This window comes from Streptomyces sp. NPDC029296, assembly GCF_055569255.1.
Genome location: NZ_JBVHXT010000066.1, coordinates 2,145 through 15,035, shown reverse-complemented (window position 1 = coordinate 15,035; position 12,891 = coordinate 2,145). Strand labels below are relative to the sequence as shown.

12 protein-coding genes are annotated in these 12,891 nt (G+C 73.5%); 8 read left to right on the top strand and 4 right to left on the bottom strand.

Translation table 11 applies throughout. The annotated features are described in order from the left end of the window. Positions 1-27: 27 nt before the first annotated feature. Positions 28-690, bottom strand: a complete 663-nt coding sequence (locus ACZ4W9_RS37685) for a hydrolase (protein ID WP_467943702.1) — start codon at positions 688-690, stop codon at positions 28-30. Between the two features lie 380 nt (positions 691-1,070). Between ACZ4W9_RS37685 and ACZ4W9_RS37680 the strand changes: the two genes are divergently transcribed. Beyond that, positions 1,071-2,774: a RecQ family ATP-dependent DNA helicase gene (locus tag ACZ4W9_RS37680; protein ID WP_467943700.1), complete on the top strand. Its 1,704-nt coding sequence runs from the start codon at positions 1,071-1,073 to the stop codon at positions 2,772-2,774. A 53-nt stretch (positions 2,775-2,827) separates the two neighbouring features. On the opposite strand, the gene ACZ4W9_RS37675 is transcribed toward ACZ4W9_RS37680, so the two are convergent. Together ACZ4W9_RS37675 and ACZ4W9_RS37670 are read right to left on the bottom strand one after the other, a co-directional pair. After that, positions 2,828-4,096: a vanadium-dependent haloperoxidase gene (locus ACZ4W9_RS37675; protein WP_467943697.1), complete on the bottom strand. Its 1,269-nt coding sequence runs from the start codon at positions 4,094-4,096 to the stop codon at positions 2,828-2,830. Between the two features lie 506 nt (positions 4,097-4,602). Continuing rightward, entirely contained in the window at positions 4,603-5,511 is a 909-nt protein-coding gene (locus tag ACZ4W9_RS37670; protein WP_467943695.1) for an alpha/beta fold hydrolase, read from the bottom strand. A gap of 83 nt (positions 5,512-5,594) precedes the next feature. Between ACZ4W9_RS37670 and ACZ4W9_RS37665 the strand changes: the two genes are divergently transcribed. The 5 genes from ACZ4W9_RS37665 (at position 5,595) to ACZ4W9_RS37645 (ending at position 10,332) form a co-directional block, all read left to right on the top strand. Then, entirely contained in the window at positions 5,595-6,182 is a 588-nt protein-coding gene (locus ACZ4W9_RS37665; protein WP_467943693.1) for a CGNR zinc finger domain-containing protein, read from the top strand. A 296-nt stretch (positions 6,183-6,478) separates the two neighbouring features. Beyond that, positions 6,479-7,747, top strand: coding sequence for a beta-ketoacyl-[acyl-carrier-protein] synthase family protein (locus ACZ4W9_RS37660; protein ID WP_467943690.1), 1,269 nt, complete (start codon positions 6,479-6,481; stop codon positions 7,745-7,747). Continuing rightward, on the top strand, positions 7,744-8,964 hold the full coding sequence (locus ACZ4W9_RS37655) for a ketosynthase chain-length factor (RefSeq protein ID WP_467943687.1): 1,221 nt from the start codon (positions 7,744-7,746) through the stop codon (positions 8,962-8,964). Before ACZ4W9_RS37660 ends, ACZ4W9_RS37655 begins: the two co-directional genes overlap by 4 nt. 44 nt (positions 8,965-9,008) lie before the next feature. Then, complete coding sequence (locus ACZ4W9_RS37650) at positions 9,009-9,269, top strand: acyl carrier protein (protein WP_467943684.1); 261 nt, start codon at positions 9,009-9,011, stop codon at positions 9,267-9,269. 103 nt (positions 9,270-9,372) lie between these two features. Beyond that, the gene (locus ACZ4W9_RS37645) at positions 9,373-10,332 is read left to right on the top strand and encodes an aromatase/cyclase (RefSeq protein ID WP_467943682.1); all 960 of its coding nucleotides are present in this window, start codon (positions 9,373-9,375) and stop codon (positions 10,330-10,332) included. A gap of 79 nt (positions 10,333-10,411) precedes the next feature. Here ACZ4W9_RS37645 and ACZ4W9_RS37640 read toward each other — a convergent pair whose 3' ends face one another. Next, positions 10,412-11,197: a 3-oxoacyl-ACP reductase gene (locus ACZ4W9_RS37640; protein WP_467943680.1), complete on the bottom strand. Its 786-nt coding sequence runs from the start codon at positions 11,195-11,197 to the stop codon at positions 10,412-10,414. Positions 11,198-11,391: 194 nt separating this feature from the next. On the opposite strand from ACZ4W9_RS37640, the gene ACZ4W9_RS37635 reads away from it, so the two are divergent. Beyond that, positions 11,392-11,817: a nuclear transport factor 2 family protein gene (locus ACZ4W9_RS37635; protein WP_467943678.1), complete on the top strand. Its 426-nt coding sequence runs from the start codon at positions 11,392-11,394 to the stop codon at positions 11,815-11,817. Positions 11,818-11,821: 4 nt separating this feature from the next. After that, the gene (locus ACZ4W9_RS37630; protein WP_467943676.1) at positions 11,822-12,634 is read left to right on the top strand and encodes a hypothetical protein; all 813 of its coding nucleotides are present in this window, start codon (positions 11,822-11,824) and stop codon (positions 12,632-12,634) included. Positions 12,635-12,891 lie beyond the last annotated feature (257 nt).

Below are 12,891 nucleotides of genomic sequence, written 5' to 3'. Positions count from 1 at the left end.
CGTCCGTCGTCAACCGTGGGTGGTGGGTCAGCCGGCGGCGTGCTCGCCGATGACCGTCTGCGCGTAGACGACCCCGAGGCCGTAGGTGCCGCCGTGCTCCTTCACGACGTCCATGACCGGCAGGTACGTGTCCGTACGCGCCCAGTCCCGCTGGAGCTCCAGCAGCACCTGCACCCAGGTCACCGGGACCACGCCGGCCTGGACCATGCGCTGCACGGCGTGTTCGTGGGCCTGCGGGCTGACACCGCCGGACGCGTCGGTGACCACGTACACCTCGTAGTCCTGGGCGAGCGCGGACAGGGCGGGCAGCACGATGCAGACCTCGGTCCACAGGCCGGCGAGGACCAGCTTCTTGCGGCCGGTGGCCTTGACCGCCTCGACGAAGGCGGTGTCCTCCCAGGCGTTCATCGAGGTGCGGTCGATGATCTCCCGGCCGGGGAAGACGGCCGCGAGCTGCGGCAGGAGCGGACCGGAGAAGGACTCGGCGGCCACGGTGCTCAGGACCACCGGCACGTCGAAGACCTTGGCTGCCTTCGCCAGGCCGACGGTCGCGTTGATGATCGCGGTGCGGTCGCCGCTGCCGGTGCCGAAGAACATCTGCGGCTGGTGGTCGATGAACAGCACCGCGCAGTTGTCGGGGGTGAGCAGGTCCGGGCTGGGAGCAGCGGTGACCTGGGCGATGTCGGCCATGAGGGTGCCTTTCGGTGCTGGGTCGGTACGGTCCGGACGGCCGTCCGGGCGGTATGCCTGGTGGGGAGGGAAGGAGCCGGGGGCCACCGGTGCGGCTCGCCGCATCCGGACGGGATGCGGCGAGGCGCGTGCGAGCCCCTGGCGCGGCTGCTTCGCCGTCACGTTAGGTCCGGCGGTCCCGGCCCGGTTTCTGGTGAGCGCACCGGCGTTTGCCCGAGAGCGCACGGCCTCGCGGGCGGCCCGGGCGACGACGGCACCGGTGGCCTTCGCGTCGCGCGGGTGATCGGGGCAGCGGGCTTCGCCGGCCCGCCGCGGGGTACCCGGAGCCGTGCCGGGCCGGGATGTGGTGCCGTTCCGGCGGCGGAGCGAGGGAGCGGGACATGACCGGCGAGGGTTCGCGCGGACGGCGGGCGAGGCGTCTGCGGGAGACGGCCGCCGACGTCTTCGGCTGGCAGGAGCTGCGTCCCGAGCAGCTCACGGCCATGGAATGGGTGCTGGAGGGCGAAGACGCGCTCGTGGTCATGCCGACCGGGTCCGGCAAGTCCGCCGTGTACCAGGTGCCGGGTCTGCTGCTGTCCGGCCCGGTGGTCGTCGTGTCACCACTGCTGGCGCTCCAGCGGGACCAGATCGCGGGACTGCCCGGCGGTGAGCACGAGCCGGGCGCCGTCGCCGTGAACTCCGACCTGAGCGCGGCCGAAACGAACGCCGCCTGGGACGCCGTACGGCGCGGCGCGGTGCGTTTCGTCTATCTGTCGCCCGAGCAGCTGGCCAAGGACGAGGTGGTCGACCGGCTGGCCGAGGCGGATCCCGGCCTGTTCGTCGTGGACGAGGCCCAGTGCGTGTCGTCCTGGGGCCACGACTTCCGGCCCGACTACCTGCGCCTGGCCCAGGCGGTACGGCGTCTGGGGCGGCCCCCCGTGCTCGCGCTCACCGCGACCGCCGCTCCCCCGGTCCGGCAGGACATCCTCGACCGGCTCGGCATGGACGGCGCCCGGCAGCTCGTCACCGGGTTCGACCGCCCCGAGATCAGGCTCGAAGCGCACCGTCACCTGGAGGAGGACGAACGACGGCGTGTCGTCGTGGAGCAGGCCGCCGCCGGGCCCAAGCCCGGCATCGTCTACGCGGCGACGCGGAAGGACACCGAGTACTACGCGGCGGAGCTGACCGCTCTCGGCCTCACCGCGCGGGCGTACCACGCCGGTCTGCGCGCCGCCGAGCGCCGGCAGGTCCACGAGGACTTCCTGACGGGCGGCACGGACGTGGTGGTGGCGACCTCGGCCTTCGGGATGGGGATCGACAAGGAGGACGTACGGTACGTCCTCCATGCGTCGCTGCCCGGTTCCCTGGACGCCTACTACCAGGAGATCGGGCGGTGCGGCCGGGACGGGCGCCCCGCGCTCGCCGTGCTGCACTACCGCGCGCAGGACACGGGCATGCGGGCCTACTTCAGCGGCCGCCCGCCGAGCAGGGACACCGTGGCGGCCGTGGTGGAAGCCGTCCACGACCACGGCGACGATCCGGCGGGGCTGAAGGAGCTGCGCCGGGAGACGGGCATGTCGCGGGCCCGGGTCACCACGGCCGTGAACCTGCTGGAGGAGGCCGACGCCGTGGTGACGGACGCCTCGGGTGCCGTCCGGCCGGTCGCGGGCACCGCCCCGGCGACGGCGGTGCGGCGGGCCGAGGACAACGCCGAGGCCCACAAGCGCATGGACCGGTCGAGGGTCGAGATGGCCCGCGCGTACGCGGAGACGACCGGCTGCCGGCGGCGTTTCCTGCTGGGCTACTTCGGCGAGGAGTACCCGGCGCCGTGCGGCAACTGCGACATCTGCGACGAGCGGGAGGCCGCGGAAGACGACGGGACGGCCGCCGGACGGCGGCCGGCGCACCCGGACGCGGGCTCCTATCCGGTCGGAGCCGCCGTGCGTCACGACCAGTGGGGCCGGGGCACGGTGCTGAGCGAGGACGGGGACCGGATCACCGCCCTCTTCGACGACGTCGGCTACCGCACGCTCTCCCTCGACGCCCTGGCCGCCCGGGACGACCTGCTCACGGTGACGGACGAGCCGGCCGGGGGCGGTGACTGAGACTCCGCACCGCGCGGCGGCCGGGACGTCCGCGGGCCGGCGCCGGCCGCCGCTCAGAGGTCGCCGAACAGCCGCTCCTCGGCGCGCAGCGTGTGGGCCGCGACGCGCTCGCCCAGAAGGACTCCCGCCTCGTCGGCCGAGCGGGTGTGGATGCCGGAGTACACGCGGGCGTCCACGTTGTCCTTCGAGAGCCGGCTCCAGGAGGTGTAGGTGCGGACGACACCGGGGGCGGTGGGGCTGGTCAGCTCGAAGGGCGCCGTGCGCGGCCCGGTGAGCGCGGTCAGGACGGTCTGCGCCGCGCCGGCGTAGGTGCCGTGGCCGCTGGGGTAGTCGGGGTGCGCCGGTGTGGTGTGCAGCGGGGTCCAGCCGGGGTCGGGGTCGATGGCGCCCGTGCGGATCGCGGTGACCGGACGCCAGCGCAGATAGGTGTACTTGCTGTCGGAGGTGGCGATCTGCGTGTCCACCAGGGCGACGTGGAACAGCGCCACCAGTCGGGCCTGCCCGGCCGCCGACCGCGGCGACCGGGCCAGCGCGACGCGCAGGGGCTCGGTGTAGAGCGTCAGCGAGGGACCGAACCAGAAGGTGGCGGTCTCCGTCTGCCGCGGGGTGCGGACGGTGCTGTTCGCGGCTCCGTACGCGCGGACCTCGGCGAGATCGTTCCGGTAGCGCTCGGAGGTGAGGGCGGGCGGTGCGGGCAGCCGGTACTGGTCGGCGCGCGCGAGCAGGAAGGGCCGGGCGAGCCGGTTGCCGTACTGCGTGGCCGGGGCGTGGGCGGGCGGTGTCGGCTGCCATACGCCGGGCGCGGCGTCGGGCACCGGGAACGGTGCGTCGACCGAGGCCGGGTCGAGGCCGTCCCCCTGCCGGGAGGCGAGCACCACCCTGGCCTGGCGGGCCCCGGCCTCGACGCCCCGGGTCTCGGCGGCACCGTCCGGGATGCGGTCCAGTGTCGTCGCGAGCGCGGCGTCGAGCTGCCGGGCGCGGGCGGGGATCAGGGCGGTCAGGGAGTCGTGGACGGCGGAGGCGAGGGCCGCGTCCTGGAAGTCGGCCCGGTCGACGCCGTGCGGCACGGTGCGGGTGGCGCGGGCCGCCGCGAGCCAGCTGATGGCCCAGGTGCGGCTGTTGGTGACCTGGGTGGGGGCGCCGGCGGCGGCGATGGACGCGGCCGTGGTGTCGTACCAGTCGAGCGCCACCGACGGACGCGGCCCCTGGTCCCCTGCCGTGGCGGACGTGACGGTCGCGGTGGCGGCGAGGGCCGCGGCGCTCGCCGTCACCAGGGCGGTGCGGGCGAGGCGGGCGGCGCGGCGGGTTCTGCGCGGGTTCACGGAAGTCTCCTTCGCACACTGCTGCGGGTGAATGCTCCGGGCGGGCGCGGGCGTGTACGCGTACGGGAGCGGCCGGCGAACGGGGGCCGTACGAACGCTCCGGGACGCGCCGGGACGCCCGGCGTCACCTACACAGCGCGGTGGCGACGCGCATCAGATCGACGGCGCGCCGCACGGTGAGCCGCTGGGAAAGCCACATGCCGGGCACGCTAGCCGCAGCCCCGGCTCCGGGACAACCGGGCGGTGTTGGTCGCCCGTCCGCTGCAACATCCTCTTCGTCGCGCCGACATACGGCCGCCATGCCGCGCGATCCGGCGTTCCGTCCCCACACGGAGACGGCCGTCGGGCGCCTCGTGGTCATCCGGCGCATGAAGCCGTCCGGTTCCGCCCTGGAGCAGATGCGCGACCCGGTCCTCCCGCGCCGAGGACGTCGCCCGGACCCTCCGCCCCCGTCTCGCCCGGCCCACGACGCACCCCTGAGCAGGCCCGGCCCGGCGGCGTGGGGGCTACGGGCGGCGCTCCCCGTTCCAGGCGCGGGTCAGGAAGCCGGCGATGAGCGGGGCGATCTCCGGCAGGCGGTCCTCGAGGGCGAAGTGGCCGGTGTCGAACAGGTGGAGTTCGGCGTCGGGCACGTCGCGGAGGTAGGCGCGGGCGCCCGGTTCGGGGAAGAACGGGTCGCGGGTGCCCCAGGTGATCAGGGTCGGCGGCCGGTGCAGACGCAGCCATTCCTGCCAGGCCGGGTAGGCGGCGATGTTGGTCTTGTAGTCGTAGGCCAGCGCGCGCTGTGCCTGCTTGCGGCCGGGCAGGTCGAGGAAGTGCTGGTCCAGCAGCCAGCCTTCCGGGGCGATCAGTTCGGGGTCGACGGTCCCGGTCTCGTACTGGGCGCGGGTGGCGTCCAGGGTGAACAGGCCGAGGACGGCCTGCTCGGCGCCGGGTACGTCGGGAGTGAGGGCGGTGAACGCGCGGGCGGCGTCCGACAGGCCCTCGGTGTACGCGTTGCCGTTCTGCACGATCAGGCCGGCGACCCGCTCCGGACGGCGCAGCGCCAGGCGGAAGCCGACGGGGGCGCCGAAGTCGAAGAGGTACATCGCGTAGCGGGTCAGCCCCAGGCGTTCGGTGAAGCCCTCGACGACATCGGCGAGCCGGTCGAAGGAGTACGTGAACCCGTCCGGGGCGCGGGTGTGTCCGAAGCCCGGATAGTCCGGGGCGATGAGCCGGTGGTGACGGCCGAGGGTGTCGATGAGGCGGCGGAACTGGTGCGAGGCGGAGGGGAAGCCGTGCAGGAGCAGCAGCACCGGGGCGTCCGGGCGCTCGGGCAGGGACTCCCGGTAGAAGACGTCCACTCCGTCGACCTCGGCGAACCGGTGGGCGGACCGGGCCGGGACGGCGATGCCGGGCGTGTTCGCGTACGTCATGTCACATGCCTCCAAGGCGTGAAGTCGCATTAGTCCTACGTCACTTCGTTTAATGCGTCAACCGCGTGGTTTAGCATTAGTCCATGGCTGACAGCGCACCGCTCACCGGCGAGCCCCTGGCCCTGGACCTGGTCAACACCCGTCCACGGGGCGCCGACGGCCGCACGGACCTGCTCGCCACCTCGCAGCAGCTGTCCCGGTGGCTGGCGCTGCAGGCCGATCGCCTTCCGGAGGACGTCCGGACCGCCACACCGGCCCGGGACGACCTCCTTGCCGTCCACGCCGTCCGCGAGCACACCGAAGCCGCCGTCCGGGCGCTGCTGGACGCGGCCGTGCCTCCCGCGTCCGCGCTGCGCGGGCTCACCGAGGCCCAGCGTGCCGCGCCCCCCGTGCGCGAACTGGGCTGGGACGGCACCGCCGTCACGGCCGTCTCCCGCCGCTCCGGCCCGCTCGGCGTCCGGCTGGCGGCCGCACTGGCCGAGGCCACGGCGGACCTGCTGACGGATCCGGCGATCGCCGGGCTCAAGGAGTGCGAGGCGGGCGACTGTGTGATGCTCTTCCTGCCGTCACACCCCCGCCGCCGCTGGTGCTCCCCCACCCGCTGCGGCAACCGGGCCCGGGTCGCCCGCTACTACCGGCGGCACAACCCGGCCGGTACGTCCGGTACTTGACCGGTCCCCTCGCCTCACGCCCCGCTGCCACGCCCCGGCTGACGCCGGCGGCCACCAAGGGGCGCTTCCCCGGTGCGCCGGCCCGCCCGGGAGTGCTCCCGCCCGTCTCCGGGCCGCACGCGGCACGGCGGCCGGTGCGGGCTCCGCGTGCGCCCGCTCCCGGTGACCTCGCGCGCCCTCCCGAGGCGGGGTCGAGTGGTGCTCTAGACCGTCACCACAGCCTTTCACCACGTAACTGCCGCTGTTTCAGAGGCGAAAGGACTCACAGCGATGTTGTCTACGAACGCGGGCCGGACATGACCCGGCGCGTCGTGATCACCGGTGTCGGTGTACGCGCCCCCGGCGGCAACGGAACGAAGGCGTTCTGGGACCTGCTGTCGGCCGGCCGCACCGCCACCCGGAGCATCTCCTTCTTCGACGCGTCGCCGTTCCGTTCGCGGATCGCCGGCGAGGTCGACTTCGACGCGGCGGCCGAGGGCTTCGGCCCGCGCGAGATCCGCCGCATGGACCGGGCCACGCAGTTCGCGGTGGCCTGCACCCGCGAGGCGGTCGCGGACAGCGGACTGGACCTGTCCGCGCTCGATCCGCACCGGGTCGGGGTCAGTCTGGGCAGCGCGGTCGCCTCGGCGACCAGCCTGGAGAACGAGTACCTCGTGATGTCGGACGCGGGCAAGGAGTGGGAGGTCGACCCCTCCTACCTGTCCCCGCACATGTTCGACTACCTCTCCCCCGGCGTCATGCCGGCCGAGGTGGCCTGGGAAGTGGGTGCGGAAGGCCCGGTGACCATGGTGTCCGACGGCTGCACCTCGGGGCTCGACTCGGTCGGCTACGCCGTGCAGCTCATCCGCGAGGGCACGGTCGACACCGTCGTCGCCGGCGCCGCGGACACCCCGATCTCGCCGATCGTGGTCGCCTGCTTCGACGCCATCAAGGCGACGACGACGCGCAACGACGACCCGGCGCACGCCTCGCGGCCCTTCGACGGCACGCGCAACGGGTTCGTGCTCGCCGAGGGCGCCGCCATGTTCGTGCTGGAGGAGTACGAGGCGGCCAAGAAGCGCGGTGCGCACATCTACGCGGAGGTCGGCGGGTACGCCACCCGATGCAACGCCCACCACATGACGGGCCTGCGCAAGGACGGCCGCGAGATGGCCGAGGCCATCCGCGTCTCACTGGACGAGGCACGCCTGGACGGCACCAGGATCGACTACATCAACGCGCACGGTTCGGGCACCAAGCAGAACGACCGTCACGAGACGGCCGCGTTCAAGCGTTCGCTGGGGCAGCACGCCTACGACGTGCCGGTCTCCTCCATCAAGTCGATGGTCGGCCACTCGCTGGGTGCCATCGGCTCCGTCGAGATCGCCGCGTCGCTGCTGGCGATCGAGCACAATGTCGTGCCGCCGACGGCGAACCTGCACACCCCCGACCCCGAGTGCGACCTCGACTACGTGCCGCTGACCGCGCGGGAACAACGCGTGGACACGGTGCTCACGGTCGGCTCCGGCTTCGGCGGCTTCCAGAGCGCGATGATCCTGCACCGTCCGGAGGTGGCCGCGGCATGACCACCGTGATCACGGGCATCGGGGCGGCCACGCCCAACGGCCTGGGCACCGAGGCGTTCTGGAAGGCGACGCTGACGGGCACCAACGGTGTCCGGGAGCTGACCGGCTTCGACACCTCCGCGTACCCCTCGCGGCTGGCCGGGCAGATCGTCGACTACGACGCCAAGGCCCATCTGCCCAGCAGACTGCTGCCGCAGACCGACGTGTCGACCCGCTACGCCCTGACCGCCGCCGCCTGGGCCCTCGCGGACGCGGGGGTCGACGAGAACACCCTGCCCGACTACGACATGGGCACGGTCACCTCGAACGCCCTGGGCGGTTTCGCGTTCACCCACCAGGAGTTCAACAAACTCTGGTCGAAGGGCTCGGAGTTCGTCTCCGTCTACGAGTCCTTCGCCTGGTTCTACGCGGTCAACACCGGCCAGATCTCCATCCGGCACAAGCTGCGCGGTCCCAGCGCCGCGCTGGTGGGCGAGCAGGCCGGCGGCCTGGACGCCGTCGGGCACGCCCGGCGCACCGTGGGGCGCGGCACCAAGCTCGTGGTGTCCGGCGGTGTGGACGCCGCGTTCGATCCCTGGGGCTGGGCCTCCCAGCTGGCGGGCGGCCGGGTCACCACCGCCACCGACCCGGAGGCGGCGTACCTGCCGTTCGACGAGCGGGCGGCCGGCTATGTGCCCGGCGAGGGCGGCGCGATCCTCATCGCCGAGGACGCCGCGAGCGCCCGTGAGCGCGGCGCGCCCCGGATCTACGGCGAGATCGCCGGCTACGCCTCGACGTTCGACCCCAAACCGGGCTCCGGCCGCGAGCCCGGGCTGCGCCGGGCGGCCGAACTGGCCCTGGCCGACGCGGGTCTGGCGCCCGCCGACATCGACGTGGTGTTCGCCGACGCGGCCGGCCTGCCCGAGCTCGACCGGATCGAGGCGGACGCGCTGCGCGCCGTCTTCGGCCCGCGGGGTGTGCCGGTGACCGCGCCCAAGGCGCTGACCGGCCGGATGTACGCGGGGGGCGGCCCCGCGGACCTGGTGAGCGCGCTGCTCTCGATCCGGGACGGGGTCGTCCCGGCCAGCGGCTTCACCGCCCGTGTCCCCGACGCCTACGGCATCGACCTGGTGACCGGCGAACCGCGTACCCGCCCGGTGTCGGCGGCCCTCGTCCTCGCACGCGGGCGCTGGGGCTTCAACTCGGCCGTCGTCGTCACGCGCCACACCGACCACTGAGCTGCCGTACGCCGGCGGTTCCCACCTGACAGGAGAAGGCCCTCATGGCTCAGCTCGCCATCGAAGATCTGCGACGCATCCTCATCGCCTGCGCCGGCGAGGACGACAGCCTCGACCTGACCGGCGACATCCTCGACAGCACGTTCGAGGACCTCGGTTACGACTCGCTCGCCCTGATGGAGTCCGCGGCGCGCATCAAGCAGGAGTACGGAATCGACCTGTCGGACGACGACATCGCGGACGTGGAGACGCCCCGCGCGCTCCTCGCCCTGGTCAACACCGGCACGGCGTCGGCCGCCGTCTGACGTCCGGGCCCGACCGCATGCCTCCGGGGCCCGTATCCGCTGCCGCTGGGATACGGGCCCCGGCCCCGTCCGCGCCACCGCCCCGAGCCGAGGAGAACCCGCCATGGAACGAACCGTGATCCACCGCACCGAGCACACCCGCGTCGTGTCCGCTCCCGCCCAGGTCGTCTACGACCTGGTGGCCGATGTCACCCTGTGGCCCGCGGTGTTCGGGCCCAGCGTGTACGTGCGCCACCTCGAACGCGACGAGCGCAGCGAGGTCTTCGAGATCTGGGCGCAGGTCAACGGGAAGGTCACCAGCTGGACGTCGCGGCGGGTCCTCGACCCCGCGCGCCGCTACGTGAGCTTCCGGCAGCAGCGCAGCTTCGCACCGGTCACCTCGATGGCCGGCAGCTGGCTGCTGCGAGAGCTGCCCGACGGCCGCACCGAGGTGGTGCTGCGCCACCGCTTCAGCGTCGAGGACGACGCGCCCGCCGCCGTCGAGGCGCTGCTGACCGCGCTGGACCGCAACAGCGGCGAGGAACTGGCGGCGCTCGCCCGGGTCGCCGAGCTCGGCCACCCGGTGGCCGACGTGGTGTTCTCCTTCACCGACGTCGTCCCGATCACCGGCGGCGCCGCGGCGGCGTACGACTTCGTCAACCGGGCCGATCTGTGGGCCGAGCGGCTGCCGCACGTCGGCCGGGTGCGGCTCACCGAGGAGCAGCCGGGCGTGCAGGACCTGGAGATGGACACCGTCACGGCGGACGGCTCGGCGCACACCACCCGCTCGGTGCGCGTCTGCCACGAGCCGTCGTGGATCGCCTACAAGCAGCACGTGCTGCCGAAGCTGCTGACCGGGCACAGCGGTCTGTGGACGTTCGCGGACGGCCCGGACGGGCCCGTGGCCACCGCCCGGCACACCGTGGCCCTGAACCCGGCGACGGTGCGCGAGGTGCTCGGCGAGCAGGCCACCCTCGCCGACGCCCGTGCCTTCGTGCGCGAGGCGCTGGGCCGCAACAGCCTGACGACGATGACGCACGCCGCCGCGCACACCGGCGAGGACAGCCAGGTCTCCGCGGCCTGAACGCGGGCCCGTACGCGAGCGGCCGCTCCTCTCCCGCACCGGGGAGGAGCGGCCGCGTCATGGCCGTACGCGCGGTGGATCAGTAGTTGCCCAGGCCGCCGCACACGTTGAGGGCCTGCGCGGTCACCGCGGCCGCGTCGTCGCTCACCAGGTACTCGACCATGGCGGCCACTTCACGGGTCTCCACGTAACGGCCCAGCGGCACGCGGGTGGTGATGCGGTCGTGGGTCTCCTGCTCGCTCACGCCCCAGATGCCGGCGTAGTGCTCGCGCACCCGCTCCGCCATCGGGGTCTCGACGAAGCCGGGGCACACCGCGTTGACCGTGATGCCGGTGCGGGCCAGCTCCAGGCCGAGGGCCTTGGAGAAGCCGACCACGCCGTGCTTGGACGCCGAGTAGGGCGCGGCGTGCACGACGCCCTGCTTCCCGCCGGTGGAGGCGATCGAGATGATCCGGCCGGACTTCTTCGCCAGCATGCCGCCGGTGTTGAGGACTTCCTTGGTCATCAGGAAGACGCTGTTGAGGTTCGTGTTGATGACGTCGAACCAGAGGTCGTCCGCGATCTCGTTGGTGGCTCCGCCGCCGCTTCGCCCGGCGTTGTTGACGAGGATGTCGACCGGCCCGAAGCGGTCGACGGCCGCGCGGACGAAGGACCTGATCTGCTCGGGGTCGGACACGTCACACGTGGTGCCGTCGACCTCGTATCCGGCGTCCGTCAACTCCTTGATGGTGTCGGCCAGTTGAGTCTCCTGGCGCGCACACAGGTAGACGCGGGCCCCGAGCCCGGCGAGGCGCCGGGCGATCTCGAGACCGATCCCGCTGGTGGCTCCCGTGACCAGGGCAACCGGCTTGACTGCCTGTGACATGTGTTCTCCCGAATCGCTGTGACGGCAGGTGCCCACCGAGCGTGCTGGGCGCGCCTCGTGCCGTGCTGGAAGGTCCCTGGAAGCGCACCGGCCGCACTCATGCGCCGCCCCGACCGTGCTCCAGAGCGATTCGAGCGCCGGTGGCGATCCTGGCCCGGCCACCTCCCGTCCGACGACCCACGTGAGGAACGCTCATGCCCGCGCCCGTCAGCAGTGACCTCTACACCCAGGTCCAGCAGTTCTACGCCCACCAGATGCAGGCCCTCGACGAGGGCCGGCTGGAGGAGTACACGCAGACGTTCACGAAGGACGGCAGCTTCCAGCACTCACCGGACATCGCCCCGGCCGTCGGCCGTGACGCGATCCTCGAGGAGCTGCGGTCGTTCCTGAAGAAGTACCAGGACGACCCCACGCAGCGTCGTCACTTCTTCAACCAGATGGTCCTGGAGCCGCAGCAGGACGGCAGCATCCGTTCCACCGTGTACGCGCTGATCGTGCGGGTGCGGCCGAACGAGCGGCCGGAGGTGTGGCCCAGCACCGTCGTGCACGACGTCATCGAGGTGACGGACGGCGAGATCCTGCTGCGCTCCCGCGCGGTGAGCTACGACCAGCTGGTCTGACGCCGTGCGGACCACCGCCGCCCCGTCCCCCGCCCAGCTCATGGTCCACGCCGACCTGGCGCTGCGCGGCGCCCTGGCGGCCGTGGCCGGCACCGAGCCCTCGCGGCTCGGGCGGGCCGCGGCCGGAGCCGCCTACCTGGACCTGTGGGTGGGCGACCGGCTGCTGCGCGCCGACGGCGGCAATCACTCGGCCACGGCCAGGTTCCTGCTGCCGCGGCTGCTCATGGAGAGCGTCGACGCCCTGTCCGTGCTGCTGGGCGCGCAGGCGCAGCGGAACACGGGGCCGGGCGCCGCGTACCGGGGTCACGCCCGGCGGCTGCACCGGGCCATGTGGCACCCCGACCACCGTGCGCGGCTCGACGCCGTGACGGCACGGCTGGACGGGCCGCCCACCGGGGAGGACCGGCTGGCCCGGCCCCTCACCTCGGTACGCCCTGCCGCGCTGCCGCTGGACCTGCACGCCCTGCTCGACGAACTGGAGCGGGAACGCCGCGCCGTGGTCGCCGCCTGCGCCCTCGCGCCGACGGCGGCCCCGGCCGGCACCTGGGCCCTGGCCGACCGCTACGCGCTGCTGACCGCGGCGGCCGCTTGTCTGGACGGCTGGCGCGGCACCGGCCGGGGACGGCGGATCACCACCGACCGGGACCGCCTGGTGGCCGCACTGTCCCGGATCGCGATCCGCCTCGGCCTCGAACCGGTCGGCCCGGACACCGAGTTGAGCGGCGCCCTGTTCGACGAGGCGGTCGCGCACTGCCGCCGGCCGGCGGCGCCGGCCCGCACGGCACCCACCGGCACGCGTCGGCTGGTGGGCGCGTGACCGCGCCCGCGGTGGCACACCTGCACGCGGACGGACCCGGCGGAGCCTGGACCGCGGCCGCCGAGTCGGCGCTGCACGCCGGGACCGCCGTGGTGCTGTACGCGTCGGCCGGCTCCTGGAGCGTTCCCGACGGGCCCGGGCTCCGCGTCCTGCTCGGCCGGGAGTACGAGCGGTACCGGGGGGGGGGGGGGGGGGGGGGGGGCCGGGGGGGGGGGGTGGGGGGCGGTGTGGGTTTCCACAAAAAATCGGCAGACGCC

What these genes read in the sequence shown, in the direction of transcription:
- ACZ4W9_RS37660 (WP_467943690.1), top strand. Translation starts at nt 6,479, where the DNA reads ATGACCCGGCGCGTCGTGATCACCGGTGTCGGTGTACGCGCCCCCGGC.
- ACZ4W9_RS37680 (WP_467943700.1), top strand. Translation starts at nt 1,071, where the DNA reads ATGACCGGCGAGGGTTCGCGCGGACGGCGGGCGAGGCGTCTGCGGGAG.
- ACZ4W9_RS37635 (WP_467943678.1), top strand. Translation starts at nt 11,392, where the DNA reads ATGCCCGCGCCCGTCAGCAGTGACCTCTACACCCAGGTCCAGCAGTTC.
- ACZ4W9_RS37645 (WP_467943682.1), top strand. Translation starts at nt 9,373, where the DNA reads ATGGAACGAACCGTGATCCACCGCACCGAGCACACCCGCGTCGTGTCC.
- ACZ4W9_RS37670 (WP_467943695.1), bottom strand. Translation starts at nt 5,511, where the DNA reads ATGACGTACGCGAACACGCCCGGCATCGCCGTCCCGGCCCGGTCCGCC.
- ACZ4W9_RS37650 (WP_467943684.1), top strand. Translation starts at nt 9,009, where the DNA reads ATGGCTCAGCTCGCCATCGAAGATCTGCGACGCATCCTCATCGCCTGC.
- ACZ4W9_RS37665 (WP_467943693.1), top strand. Translation starts at nt 5,595, where the DNA reads ATGGCTGACAGCGCACCGCTCACCGGCGAGCCCCTGGCCCTGGACCTG.
- ACZ4W9_RS37685 (WP_467943702.1), bottom strand. Translation starts at nt 690, where the DNA reads ATGGCCGACATCGCCCAGGTCACCGCTGCTCCCAGCCCGGACCTGCTC.
- ACZ4W9_RS37640 (WP_467943680.1), bottom strand. Translation starts at nt 11,197, where the DNA reads ATGTCACAGGCAGTCAAGCCGGTTGCCCTGGTCACGGGAGCCACCAGC.
- ACZ4W9_RS37655 (WP_467943687.1), top strand. Translation starts at nt 7,744, where the DNA reads ATGACCACCGTGATCACGGGCATCGGGGCGGCCACGCCCAACGGCCTG.